Here is a 13,190-nt window from a genome sequence, read left to right as displayed (position 1 = left end):
ATGATCATTCCTGCGATCGATTTAATTGATGGCAATGTCGTCCGCCTTTATCAAGGCGATTACGCCCAGCAGACTACCTTTGATTTAAGTCCTTTGGCGCAGTTGCAATCCTACGAGGCACAAGGCGCTAAGTGGTTGCATATCGTTGATTTAACGGGTGCGAAAGATCCCGCGAAACGCCAAACTCGCCTTATCAGTGAATTAGTGGCGGGACTAAACGCCAATATTCAAGTGGGCGGCGGTATTCGTACAGAAGAGCAAGTCACTGAATTATTAGCTATCGGTGTAAAACGCGTGGTGATCGGCTCACTGGCGGTGAAAGAACCTGAGTTAGTCAAACAATGGTTTATCAAATACGGCAGCGAAGCGATTTGCCTCGCGCTCGATGTCAATATCAACCAGAGCGGCGAGAAAATGGTCGCCGTATCCGGTTGGCAAAGTGGTGGCGGTAAGAGTTTAGAATCCCTTGTAGAAACCTTTAGCGCGGTCGGCTTAAAGCACGCGCTGGTGACTGATATTAGCCGTGATGGCACCTTAACGGGCGCGAATACCGCGCTTTATCAAGAAATTGCTGCAAGCTTCCCCGACATCGCTTGGCAAGCCTCCGGCGGTATTGCGACCCTTGATGATGTTGCCGCCGTGCGAGACAGCGGCGCTGCGGGCATCATTATCGGTAAAGCCTTGCTTATCAATCAGTTTAACGTGGCGGAGGCAATCCAATGCTGGCCAAACGACTAGTCCCCTGTTTAGATGTAAAAGACGGTAAAGTAGTGAAAGGCGTGCAGTTTCGTAACCACGAAATTGTCGGTGATATCGTGCCCTTAGCCGCGCGTTATGCCGAAGAAGGCGCCGATGAGCTGGTGTTTTATGACATTACCGCCAGCGCCCATGAACGTGTGGTCGATAAATCTTGGGTGAGCCGCGTGGCGGAGCAGATTGATATTCCCTTCTGTGTGGCAGGGGGTATTAAAACCATTAGCCAAGCCCGTGAGTTATTAGCCTTTGGTGCGGATAAGATTTCGATTAACTCGCCCGCGTTAACCGATCCGAGTTTGATCTCACGCCTGCAGGACGAGTTCGGCCGCCAATGTATCGTGATTGGTATCGACTCCTTTTTCGATGCCACCAGCAACAGCTATAAAGTAAAGCAATTTACTGGCGATGAGGCTGCGACCAAAGATACCCAATGGTTTACCCAAGACTGGGTTGAAGAAGTGCAAAAACGAGGTTGTGGTGAAATCGTACTCAATGTGATGAACCAAGACGGCGTGCGCGGTGGCTATGATATCAAGCAGTTAAGTCTTGTTCGCGCCATCTGTGACGTGCCGTTAATTGCCTCGGGCGGTGCTGGAACTATGGCGCATTTTCGCGATGTATTTATTGAGGCTAAAGTCGATGCCGCGCTGGCAGCGAGCGTATTCCATAAGGCGATTATCAACATTGGTGAGTTAAAAGCCTATTTAGCGGCCGAAGGCATTGCGATTAGGCGCTAGCTATTGCAATTAGACGCTCGCGGTCAATCGTTTATAGCGAGCTAATGCCGCCTACCGATACAGTAAGAGCATGAGTAAGAGCTAGCAACCACAATACGTCGCTAAAAAGTATCAACAAATTAAGAGTGAACACTATGTCAACGCAAACAAACACTAAAGCGGATTTTAGCGAGCTGGATTGGGACAAACAGGATGGACTTATTCCTGCCGTGATCCAAAATCACTTATCGGGCAAGGTATTAATGCTCGGTTATATGGATAAGGCCGCGCTGGAAAAAACCTTGAGCACAGGTGATGTCACCTTTTTCAGCCGCTCAAAACAGCGTTTATGGACTAAGGGTGAAACCTCGGGCAATACGCTAAAGTTGGTGGCTATCGATAAGGACTGCGATAACGACAGCCTGTTAGTGCAAGTGATCCCCAACGGCCCAACCTGCCACAAAGGCACCGAAAGTTGCTGGTTAGATGACAATGCGCACCCATTTTTGAACAACCTAGCCAGCTTAATCACCTCGCGTAAAGGGCAAAGTGCCGATTCCAGCTATACAGCGTCTTTATTTGCGCGCGGCACTAAACGTATCGCCCAAAAGGTCGGGGAAGAAGGTCTCGAAACCGCCCTTGCCGCTGCTACCCACGATAAAGAAGAGCTGGTTAACGAAGCCTCTGATCTTATCTATCACTTGCTGGTATTGCTTGAAGATCAAAACTTAAGCCTCAGTGACATTACAGCAAACTTGCTGGCAAGACATGAAAAGGCGCTACAGTTTAAGTGACTGATATTAAAGATAATTGATATTTATCTAGGATACTCAGTAAGATTGAGCTAAATTAATACCGCAACAAATGAACAGGTTAACTCATCAGTATCACGTTTACTCGTTTGACTGATAACCCATACCGCAGATTTCACTCAAGTCTGCGGCATTTTACTTTTTACCAACCCTTTACCTGCGTTATCACCACAAAGTGGAAGGGATCCCGACGATAACTTGATGATAAAAAACCATCAAAATACTGCCGTAATGGTTGACAAGTACAGCTGAAATCCCTATCGTAACCGACGTCAAGAGAGCACGGTGTCAAGATAGTACAAATGTCACAACAGTGCACCGACACACTAGGCCCTCATATTCAAGACTCAATTAACCAAGCGACTAGCGCCGAATATTTACATTAACGGCACCTAAAATACTCGCACTGTGGTTTTTCATTTTTACTCAACCATTTTACTCAACACAGGCTAAGGCAAGTTTTATGTGTTTCTCACTATTCTATTATCTCTATCTGTAGCCGCAATGGCATAGATAGGCTTCCTCGCCTGACCTTCCATTGTGGCCATATCCGTTCGTATCCGCTGAGCGCCACTGTTATTTCAAAATGAAATAGTGACATGATTTACTGATTAAACGCTGAATCATTAAACGTTAAATCACGTCAGACTGTGTAAGCCAGCTATTTTGGGATCACCTCTTTATCTCCTTTTTACTGCTCTTTTTTGAGATCATGTTATGACACAGAATAAAATACTCGGCAGTTTACTGCTTATCGCAGGCACCACAATTGGCGCGGGTATGCTAGCTTTACCTATCGCATCGGCGGGACTCGGTTTTGGTACTTCTTCCGCCATCATGTTGATCCTGTGGGCGCTAATGGCCTACACCGCGCTGTTAATGGTAGAGATTCATCAATTCGCACCCAGTGACGCCAGCCTTAATCACTTAGCACAGCATCTACTGGGTCGTAAGGGTCAGTTGATCGCCAATAGCGCCTTGATGTTTTTACTGTACGCCCTCTGCGCAGCCTACATTGCTGGCGGCGGTGAGCAAGTAAACCAAAAATTGAGCTCTTGGCTAGGGTTAAGCCTACCACCACAATCGGGGGCCATACTGTTTACGATGCTGATTGGGGCGATTGTGGGCATGGGAACTCACTGTGTGGACCTTATCAACCGCGGTTTGTTTGCCCTTAAGCTATTGGCATTACTGCTTATGTTGGCCTTGTTACTGCCGCAGGTTGAAAGCCCACATTTGCTCGAACTCCCACTCAACCAAGGTTTGATTATCACGGCTATTCCGGTGATTTTTACTTCCTTTGGTTTCCACGGCTCGATTCCATCAGTGGTGCGCTACTTAGGCGTTGAGGTCAAAGCCCTGCGCAGGATCATGCTACTCGGCTCCGCTTTACCACTGGTCATTTATCTTTTGTGGCAAGTAGGTAGCCAAGGTGTACTGAGCCAAAGCCAATTACTTGAAAACCAGAGTTTATCGAGTTTTATCAACCAACTGGCAAGTGTACTGCACAGCAAATATCTCAGCAGCGCGATTAGCCTATTTGCCGACTTAGCCTTGGCAACCTCGTTTTTAGGGGTAAGTTTAGGTTTATTCGATTTTATGGCTTCCACCTTAAGGCGAAAGGATAATTTTTCTGGCCGCAGCTTGACTGTGGCGATCACCTTTTTACCGCCCTTAGGGTTTGCCCTCTTCTATCCACAAGGTTTTATTACTGCTCTAGGCTATGCGGCAATTGCGCTGGTGATCCTCGCCATTTTCTTACCTGTGGCTATGGTGTGGACACAACGCCAAAGGCGAGATATGGCCAATATGCCGACAGGTTACCGCGTTGCGGGTGGCAAGCTTGCCTTAATCCTCGCCACACTTTGCGGTATTGCCGTTATCGTTGCCCAGATTTTTAGCTAATTATTAATAATATTAGCGCCAAGAGACTGTAAATAATCAACTATTAACAACAGGCTCTTGTCTATCAAATGCTGATTTCACATTAGTCAGCTAACGCTTTGAGTGTTAAACTGCCTATCTTAGTGCATGCAACGGCTTAAATTTATGTGCTTAATACATATACTTAAATAATCTGAACTCGGATAGTGGCCGTTGTAACTAATTAATATTATTACCTTATTTACAAAATTAACTCTACAGAGTAAGTTTTTCGTTATCAAGGCAAGTTTGCTACTAACTAATAGCGGGCTATTAGTTAGTAGCAAAGTTAACGCAGATAAAGGGAAAAGTAACCTGTAGAGACGCAGAGCTTATCCCGAGTTCAGGTTAAATACATATAAAATGAGCCATAGTGCAATATTAATAACCTGCTCTGTTGATAAGGATACAGTCAAAGCTCATGCCAATCCCCAACAAGCCAAGCTCTCACCATGCCGCCCACCATCGGGCGCAACAAAATGAGGCGAGTGTAATACCCGCCGATGCGGGTGGTGGCGTCACGGGGAAAAAGTCGAGCCAAAGTCGTGGTACATTTCCTTTCAAAAAAGCCCTATTGGTTACCAGTTTAAGCGGTATATTGTTTGGCGCAGCGTGCATTATTTGGATTATCAATACTCAAACTGAAAAGCTGATCATGCAGGCAGCTAACTATGCACTCAGTGGCATGGACAGCGAGCTGATTGATATTCACTTGGGCAATAGTCAGTTAGATCATTGGCACATTACTTCTGCCAACCTTAGGGTGCATGACAGCAATATCACGCTTAACAATCTAAATGTCACGCTAACACTCGACTGGCCACAGAGTTTTGCTGAGCTTAAACAGTACAGCCAACTATCTTCTCTCACTCAAAAAATCACAAAAATCACCACCGGTGACATTGAGGTCGAGTTAGGGGAATCGTTGTTTTTACGTAATCGCAGTGCCATTGATGAACAAGGCCCTGCATTCGCCCTAGATATTAAATCATTACCCTTAATTGATATTGGTAAAACTGACTTTATCCTGAAAGCGCAAAACGACTTACCTGCCTATCACCTCGTCATGGACAAACTGAGCTTAAACAGCGCGGGGGAAGTTAATAGTGAATTTAGCCATGCTAGCGAAAGTATCGCGCAACTTAACGCACAACTTACCGCCCGTGAATGGCAGCTAGAGAGCCAAATCGCTCTGGGCCCCCTATTAACTAGTTTGCATCAGATAAGCCTGAGACAACATAAAGACAGCGTGCTGAGTCAGTTAAGTGAACTGGATCAACAGTGGCAAGCGTTAGCCATCGATTTACAAGGACAGCTCGTTTCCCATAGTCGCCTTGGGTTAATTTCGGGCGAACTGGCGAGCCAACATAGATTAGATAAACCAAAAGTCACGTTGAATCAGTTAGCCGCGCTGCAGCTTACGCCTACATCCGGACTCGACTTTAAGCCTACGGTTGAATTTGGCATTGCGGGGCATTTCACCGAACTGGATTTAATCCTTGAGCCCTTTAGCTTGGCACTGAGTCCAAACAGTGAACAACAGCAACGATTAATGCAGTTACTCGATGAACCGGTTTCTAAGCCCGTATCTGAAACCTCCACGGCGACATCGCAGCGAATATTAACGTTACTCTCAGGGCTAAAAAGTACCGAAGCGCCAATGGGAATCGCGCTGACATTAAATGAGCCCCTGCATTATCCGCTGACCCATCCCCAGCAGGCACAGCCTTCGCCGTTAACGCAATCCACCCGTATCCAGTTGCCCCATGTGCAGCTAAAAACCTTAGCTAGTAAAATTACCACTCAGCTCGACCTCGATAATCTGGAAATCGAACATTCTGCTACGGCATTGCAATTCAAAACAGATTGGCGTGTTAATGCAGATCAATCATTTCCGCTAAAGTTAACAGACCTCTGGCTAACTGCGTCGCAGGATTTAGGCTGGAATAGCGGTAAATTAAGCAGTAGCGGGCAGTTTAGTTTTACGCGCTCACTCAATGCTACCGATTGGCAATTTATGACTGCGCCAATTAACCCAATCAAATCCAATGTTGTAAGTCAGCAACCCACTATTCAATTAGCGTTAGAAGGGCTCAAACTTAATAGTCAGGCTAAAAAAATAGCCACCAAAAGTACCGAATTAAGCCTTGGCAATATCAGCCTCAATGCACTCTCTCAGTTTCAACTGAGTTTTCAAACGCAATCTGCGCAGCAAAATAAAGGAACAAGTTCAACACCTAATGTAACGTTAAATGCAAGGTCAAACACAGGCTCGACTAACGCAAATACGAGCAGATTCAAAATGGCTTTACCGCCATTAGCATTAACCCTTACGCAACTGAATTTTTCGCAAACGACGCAATCAGCATCAACAATAAACTCAGCCGATACCGTCACGAGTCGCAGTGATATCAGTGCAGCAGCGTTTTCTATCACATCACAACGGGGCATGTTCTTTGATTTATCGCATACCGAAACGCCAATCAATGCCCTATTAGCGTTGCCGTGGAGCAATAAACTTGAATGGCAAGTCAATCAGCTTAATATTGATAAACTGCTTAGCAGCAAAGGTCGAAGCCGCCAAGAAACCTTGCTCAAGCTGGATAAATCAGCACTGACACAAACCTTAGAGTGGAAAAAAAATACCTTATTGGGTAATGAGCATTGGCAAGTTGGCACAGTTAAACTGCAAAGCCAACATAAACTGAGCTTCGCCACCGCCACTAAACCGTTAGCATTAACAGGCCAATGGGTCGTTGATACCAGCATGACTGAAGCCCTTGCGCTGCTTAATCAAACCCAACCTGTGCCATCAGATCTCAATATCACTGGTAATAACCAATTACAGGCACAGTTTACCTTAACCCAACTGCGCGATCAGGCCCAATTTGCCATGCAAATTACCCAATCAATGACCGAGCTTAATGGTTTTTATAAAGACATTATTTTTGAAGGTGGAAAACTGCAGGCGCAATGTGAATTCACTTGGGGGCTTTCCCATAAACAAGAAGCGCATAAAAATCTTCAGGATAAAAGCAATGTGAGCAGCTTAAGTAAACTCAACTGCCCACAAACGCTGATGACCTTTAACCTATTCAACCCCGGATTTCCGCTCACCGATATCGAAGTGGCAGCCGATATTGCACTGAGCAAAGATGCCGCAAAACTTCCCGATAATTGGATACAGCAACTCACAGGGTTAAGTGATACCGATGTATCCATGACGGCCAAAGGCAAAATACTGAGCGGTCAGTTTTTGCTGCCAGAGTTTAGTCTTAAATTACAGGATAAATCCCATGCCTACCTGCTACTGCAGGGCATGAGTCTGGAAGAAGTTTTACGCATTCAACCGCAAACAGGTATTTATGCTGACGGTATATTTGATGGCGTATTGCCGGTAGATTTAGTCGACGGTAAGGTATCCATTACCGGTGGGCAATTAGCCGCACGAGCACCCGGCGGCTTGATTGCTATCTCGGGTAATCCTTCGGTTGAACAGATGCGCCAATCCCAGCAGTATCTTGATTTTGTATTTTCAACAATGGAACACTTACAATACAGTCAATTATCAAGTAGCTTTGATATGAACCAAGCATGGGATGCCAAGCTACTCGTCGAAGTGAAAGGCCGTAGCCAAGGGGTTGAACGCCCTATTCACTTGAATTACTCCCATGAAGAGAACATGCTGCAATTATTCAAAAGTCTCCAAATTGGTAATGATTTGCAAGATAGAATCGAAAAATCCGTGAAGTAATAAGGAAACCTCAGTGAAGATAATTCAATTACAGCAAGTTAATATAGGTGCCAGAAGTGTTCTGACCGTATTAGTCGCACTTGTCGCATTACAAGGCTGCGCGCCCACTGTAAAAATAGAACCGCCAGATAAACCGATTGTTATCAATCTTAATGTCAAAATTGAGCATGAGATAAGAATCAAAGTCGATAAAGAACTAGACCAACTACTGTCTGACGATAAGCTGTTCTAATTAAATAAGAATTGAGGAATATATTATGAAATCTAAATTACTATTGCTATTTACCCTCAGCTTCTTAAGCCTCAGCGCCTTTGCCATGTCACTTCAAGACGCTAAGTCACAAGGTTATCTAGGCGAGCAGCCAAACGGCTATTTAGGGTTAGTTCAAGCCAATCCCGAAGCCAAAGCTGTGATGGACGATGTCAATAACAAGCGCCGTGCCCACTACGAAACCATCGCCAAAAAGAACAAACTCTCCCCAGCCGATGTTGCTAAACTCGCTGGCGAGAAAGCCATCGCAGCCACAGATAAAGGCAATTATGTGCAAGATTCAAACGGCAAATGGATTAAAAAATAATCTGCTAGAAGCTTTGCTCATCTCGCAGCGATAAGCCACATAAAGCCCGATATTTATCGGGCTTTATGAATCTGACTTAGACATAACCGCTCAACTCGCAAGCAAGTATTCGCTTAGTTTTTTTCAATGGTAAGAGTGGACATCCGTTCGCCGCTGGTTCACAGGACTTCTTAAGCGCACCAAGTTACGTCATCGTGGCCCCAATCAATGCCGCCACACCTTCGCGAGTCAACTACTATCGAGTTACGTTCCGCTTGAGTGGGTAGCCCGTCAGCTTGGTCATAGTGATACTACGATGATCAAGAAACACTATGGGAAATGGATACCTAAGGACTCTCAAAGAATGGCTAATCGCGTGTCTGAAATGCTTGGATTTACCAAGGACATAGACGGACTGCAAAATGGTGATTTTGCCCAGCTTTTGCCCAGAAACAACAAAGGGAATCAGTAAGATACTGATTCCCTTTGCTTTAATTTGGCGGAGAGAGGGAGTCGAACTATAGCTGTAACACATTGAAAAGTATTGCTAATAAAGACATACCACAGTGCTGCATTACTTTTTGCATTACTTCCGATTTTTGATAATTTCCTCAATTAGACCAATGACTTACCCTGGGAATCCGGCTCCTCAATTTCAGTTCAAAATAACAACATAAGCAATTGTATTTATTAGCTTTTCACAAGAACTCAAAAAGTCAACAAAAAAATTTAGCACAATTTACGCTAGTCGTCATTTTTGACCAATATTCGCACATGTGCGACTTATTTTGATAGCTTCAATGTCTAGAACAGACATCGTTTATGTAACGACTTTAACACTAACAGGCAAGCGTTAAACTTAAGAAACAATCTAAAACGGTGAAAATAACTAGCCTCTGAACGGCCTCTTTATTTTGAGCCAACACACTTAAGCCACTATACCTGTTCGCCTAGCTGTTATACCACCGGATAGCATGCATCTCCCCAAAGTGTTTCAGGATGAGTCATCATGATCTCTATAATCAATGGTACAAGCTTACTGAGCAAACTGGCAGAATCTTTAAGTTGTTTACGATTAACAGAGCTGTTCCATGTCGCGCCGCCGTGGACTAATTGGTTGCGCATGGTATAGAGTCGATTAAAAATAACACCGAGCAAGATAGGAGTATTACCACTCGACAAAGCGTGACTCGCCATCTTTTTACCTTGCTGAAGCCGCTCTTTCCATTTGTCTTCAGATATTTTATCGCTATGGAAATCCCAAAAACTTTGCAGCACAAAAGGGGTATCTAGTAATATACGGATACTGCCAGAAAACTCCTGCCATACTAGCTTATCGATATGTTTATGCTTATCTAAATCACACAGTTTCCCCAAAAAACCTTTAAAAGATTCTTGTTCTGACAACTTCAAACAATCATCAATTTCAGTGGCATAAGCAGCATTAAATGCTATCCAGAGGAAGATAAAACGGCCATCGTCATCATCAGCCATTTCTGCTCGTTGCAACCAGCTTAACGCTCGATGAACTCGCAAGTTGAGATTGATCGGTGACTGCTCGCGTAATATCCGCTGCTGATTTTTTAGCTGTGTGAAATCCATTGCTATTGTTCCTTAGAGATCTTGCCTCACCACCTGGCTTATTTATGACCCAATTGAATCATAAATAAGCCGTAACATGTCGAAATAACAATATTATCCCAACACTCCTTTATGAGATTATCAATCCCGTTTCAAGATCCAATCTCTTACGACTAATAATATCTGATTCAAGAACAACCTCTTCGCTTACCGCGGCTAACTCCACAATACAGGGATGAATTGCACGAGCAAAAAGTTTCGTACCAGGCGGCGCAGCAGGGAAATCAACTCTGTGGATCAATAACTCAGGATCCCCTTCTTGCATCCCCACTTTAGCTTTCGGACTCACGCTGTAACACAGCTTAAAAACCTGTTGAGGCATACTCCCCAGCAATTGCCACTGTTGATATTCACTACTGGGAGTCAATTGCGGCGTAAATTGTCCACGACGAATACCACCCACATAATAACGAAATGGCGCTTCATCATGGCTTTCTGTTCTAACCTTATTGATAAGTTTTACTTTCTCACCAGGACAAAGTCGCAGCAAACCGAGTGCAACCCCTGTTTTAGCCGTTGGTGCATGCAAATTATCTTGGTTTACCGCCAAAGGAGGATGGATAACTAATGTTGGCGTTCTGCCTTGAAATACCTCTGCAAGCAATGCGTTCCATTCATTACTATCATTTTCAACCAACGCGGTAATATGCCTTGATCGACTACCATTCCCCGCCAACAGTAAATGTATAGGTCGTGAACCGAATTGTTCAACCACATGGTCTAATTCTACTAAAAAAGCACGTAAACCTTCTTTAATTCGATTAAATAACAAAGCATCTAGCTTTTGAGCATCAAAGCTAATCTCACTCTTAACTTTCTGCCCATCCATATTAAGCAAATCTATGGAAGTTTGAGACTCAAGCTGCCCGTCAGTATTCTCCATAAATGGACGTAACTTTGTTCCTAGTAATACAGAGTTAGTTTGCGCCGCTTGAGTTTGTTGGACAAAAACTTCATCACCGCTAAAGGATTTGCCATCAAGGGGCCGAGTAAAGGGGAGCTTATGTTCACGACAAATGTCTAAATTGTCTTTAAAGGTCTCATAAACAAGATGTTCAAGTAAGTTTTCGCCACCTAAAAAATTATCCCCAGATGAATGAAGCGACTCAAATACTTGCTCATAACCTTCATCCTCCTCGACAGCCGTTGCCCAGCGCCAAATACCAAAGTCGAAGTCAGTTGTACCACCGCCAAAATCAAATACCGCATAGGCAACACCATCATCGGTTAACTTAGGTTTGATGCTACGGTTATCGTCATTAACCGCTGCACTAGTAGCCACAACGTCTTGGGATGCTAAATGATGTAACGCCGCAGCGGCATAAGCTGCCGGCTCTGATGCCAGTTCTTTAACCTCAAAGTCCCGAAAAACCTCATTTTGAGACACTAAAGTGCTTGGCAAGCTACGCTGTAAGCCTCGGCGGAAACTGGCAAGAATTTTATCTTTAGTCGCGCGCTCATATTTTGCCGGGAAAGTCAGGTGGTATTTAAGATACAAGCCACGCTCACGCCAGTTGATGGTCATCCCTAAATACCAAGCATATAGCTCAACCGGATCAAAGGGATCTGTTGTGCTGACCTCCATCGCCTGACCACGCACAGGGTTACGTTCTGTTAATGACGCGAGGGTCAATTCATGACCTTGGTAGTCAGTTAACCGCAGTTGCTGCTTATCTGAACGCATAGCCCACTGCTTAATACGCGGTAAAATTCTGGCAAGCACACCAGTATCACCAGGATTATTTCTAAAACTTTCCTGTGCCTCGTGGGAGGTATGTAACCAGTTCCAATCAAGCTCTGGCCGGTAAGTTTGGCGTTGCCAGATTGCCCTGAAGCGCTCAAAATCCAATAGTTCTAATACTGTGGGGTTTTCATAGTGGGTGGCTTCAGGTTGCTGATAAAAATCACGCACGCCAATGCGCAGTAACTGCCGAGTGCCATTCTGGTCGCAATAGGCGACCACTGTACTACTGGTACCAAAATCGATAGCCACATTGTGCAACTTAACATCCTGCTTGGGATTACGAGCCACCAACTTAAGCTTAGCCAGTGCCTCGAGGTCGCAACCCCATAGCTCCCACAATCCCTTATTAAGGTCGGTTAACCTCGCCTTTTCTAGTTGAGGTAAACGGCAAGGTCGCCAATCTAAGCCATTCAGTGTACTAATTGGACTCGTTAAACATTGATCTTGATTAACGCCGCGTAAATAAACCCCCTGTTTATTGAGGGTGATAAGTAGTTGCTCGTGGTCTAGCTCTTGCCAACTATTATCCGTTTTACAAAATGTACTTTCTTGCTTATCGACGGTTGATAATGTGTATTGATGTTTAGCAATAAAGGCTATCGTTTCGGCAACACTCACGGATTTCCAAGCGGAATGGCAAGCATACAGATATCCACTGCTGTTAGTAGAGAATGTTGTCCAATTATCTATGTCAACATAATACTCTTGAGTCATCCATCTGCACTGATTGAATATTCGTTTCCCAGTTAAGTCCGGGTTAGCCTTATTTTGGGCAAATAGCTTAAAGTCTGCCATTTTAGGCACACTCCAATTATCTAGCCCAAGGGTGCGAAACTTTGCCGCTTCGGTTTTAAGCGTATCTAAGTTACCTGATATCAGATTAGAGGTCTGCCCCCATGACCAGAGCAGCTTTTGCTGGGTATCAAATCTTGCATGATGTCCTTGTTGGCCCTTTATCAGAACAAAAGCATTAGCGGCAAAAAACTGTTGGAAGGCAGATATTGGCTGATGTTTTAGGCGCGTCTTGGTATCGAACAGTCCACAAGGTTCGTTACTGCCAAGGGGGCAAATATGCCAAAACCGCTCAGTTGCTAAAGATTCAGTGAAATCGGCCAGCTCATCGTTAAAATGTTGAATAAAATTTGTGGCTGTTTTAGGGCTCGATTTACCACACACACCGCTGGAATGATTCGAGTTAGTTTCTTGCGGCTGTGAATGCTGTTTAGGTTGGTGTTGAGTCATATTGCTATTATCCGTAATAGAATCTAGCAGTTAACGCTCGTAAGA

General features: G+C 44.6%; 9 protein-coding genes and 1 pseudogene. 8 read left to right on the top strand and 2 right to left on the bottom strand.

Annotation, left to right across the window (positions count from 1 at the left end):
- The 8 genes and pseudogenes from hisA to ACRN9H_RS03445 all read left to right on the top strand — a co-directional run.
- Positions 1-738: a 1-(5-phosphoribosyl)-5-[(5-phosphoribosylamino)methylideneamino]imidazole-4-carboxamide isomerase gene (hisA, locus tag ACRN9H_RS03480; RefSeq protein WP_432312481.1), complete on the top strand. Its 738-nt coding sequence runs from the start codon at positions 1-3 to the stop codon at positions 736-738.
- Positions 720-1,493, top strand: a complete 774-nt coding sequence (gene hisF, locus ACRN9H_RS03475) for an imidazole glycerol phosphate synthase subunit HisF (RefSeq protein ID WP_006081894.1) — start codon at positions 720-722, stop codon at positions 1,491-1,493. The genes hisA and hisF overlap by 19 nt, the downstream gene beginning before the upstream one ends.
- A gap of 134 nt (positions 1,494-1,627) precedes the next feature.
- Positions 1,628-2,266 carry a bifunctional phosphoribosyl-AMP cyclohydrolase/phosphoribosyl-ATP diphosphatase HisIE gene (hisIE, locus tag ACRN9H_RS03470; RefSeq protein WP_432312480.1) on the top strand — a complete coding sequence of 213 codons (639 nt, stop codon included), beginning with the start codon at positions 1,628-1,630 and terminating at the stop codon, positions 2,264-2,266.
- A 735-nt stretch (positions 2,267-3,001) separates the two neighbouring features.
- Positions 3,002-4,189 carry an aromatic amino acid transport family protein gene (locus ACRN9H_RS03465; RefSeq protein WP_432312479.1) on the top strand — a complete coding sequence of 396 codons (1,188 nt, stop codon included), beginning with the start codon at positions 3,002-3,004 and terminating at the stop codon, positions 4,187-4,189.
- 439 nt (positions 4,190-4,628) lie between these two features.
- On the top strand, positions 4,629-7,961 hold the full coding sequence (locus ACRN9H_RS03460; RefSeq protein WP_432312478.1) for a YdbH domain-containing protein: 3,333 nt from the start codon (positions 4,629-4,631) through the stop codon (positions 7,959-7,961).
- A 13-nt stretch (positions 7,962-7,974) separates the two neighbouring features.
- Complete coding sequence (locus ACRN9H_RS03455; protein ID WP_432312477.1) at positions 7,975-8,193, top strand: YnbE family lipoprotein; 219 nt, start codon at positions 7,975-7,977, stop codon at positions 8,191-8,193.
- 25 nt (positions 8,194-8,218) lie between these two features.
- Positions 8,219-8,539 (top strand): YdbL family protein, encoded by a 321-nt coding sequence (locus ACRN9H_RS03450; protein WP_432312476.1) that lies wholly within the window; start codon positions 8,219-8,221, stop codon positions 8,537-8,539.
- A 205-nt stretch (positions 8,540-8,744) separates the two neighbouring features.
- Positions 8,745-8,990: pseudogene (locus ACRN9H_RS03445) on the top strand (integrase); the annotation flags it as partial.
- A gap of 485 nt (positions 8,991-9,475) precedes the next feature.
- Here the strand turns inward: ACRN9H_RS03445 and ACRN9H_RS03440 are convergent.
- Together ACRN9H_RS03440 and ACRN9H_RS03435 are read right to left on the bottom strand one after the other, a co-directional pair.
- Positions 9,476-10,120, bottom strand: coding sequence for a hypothetical protein (locus ACRN9H_RS03440; RefSeq protein WP_432312475.1), 645 nt, complete (start codon positions 10,118-10,120; stop codon positions 9,476-9,478).
- Between the two features lie 109 nt (positions 10,121-10,229).
- Positions 10,230-13,145 carry a hypothetical protein gene (locus ACRN9H_RS03435; RefSeq protein ID WP_432312474.1) on the bottom strand — a complete coding sequence of 972 codons (2,916 nt, stop codon included), beginning with the start codon at positions 13,143-13,145 and terminating at the stop codon, positions 10,230-10,232.
- Positions 13,146-13,190: the final 45 nt, after the last annotated feature.

Source organism: Shewanella sp. MF08487 (assembly GCF_050848685.1).
Classification (GTDB): domain Bacteria; phylum Pseudomonadota; class Gammaproteobacteria; order Enterobacterales; family Shewanellaceae; genus Shewanella; species Shewanella glacialipiscicola.
This window is presented reverse-complemented; position numbering and strand designations above follow the sequence as displayed.

Bases quoted from the DNA above. Each gene is read 5' to 3' on its own strand.
- hisA (WP_432312481.1), top strand. From the start codon at position 1: ATGATCATTCCTGCGATCGATTTAATTGATGGCAATGTCGTCCGCCTT.
- hisF (WP_006081894.1), top strand. From the start codon at position 720: ATGCTGGCCAAACGACTAGTCCCCTGTTTAGATGTAAAAGACGGTAAA.
- hisIE (WP_432312480.1), top strand. From the start codon at position 1,628: ATGTCAACGCAAACAAACACTAAAGCGGATTTTAGCGAGCTGGATTGG.
- ACRN9H_RS03465 (WP_432312479.1), top strand. From the start codon at position 3,002: ATGACACAGAATAAAATACTCGGCAGTTTACTGCTTATCGCAGGCACC.
- ACRN9H_RS03460 (WP_432312478.1), top strand. From the start codon at position 4,629: ATGCCAATCCCCAACAAGCCAAGCTCTCACCATGCCGCCCACCATCGG.
- ACRN9H_RS03450 (WP_432312476.1), top strand. From the start codon at position 8,219: ATGAAATCTAAATTACTATTGCTATTTACCCTCAGCTTCTTAAGCCTC.
- ACRN9H_RS03440 (WP_432312475.1), bottom strand. From the start codon at position 10,120: ATGGATTTCACACAGCTAAAAAATCAGCAGCGGATATTACGCGAGCAG.
- ACRN9H_RS03435 (WP_432312474.1), bottom strand. From the start codon at position 13,145: ATGACTCAACACCAACCTAAACAGCATTCACAGCCGCAAGAAACTAAC.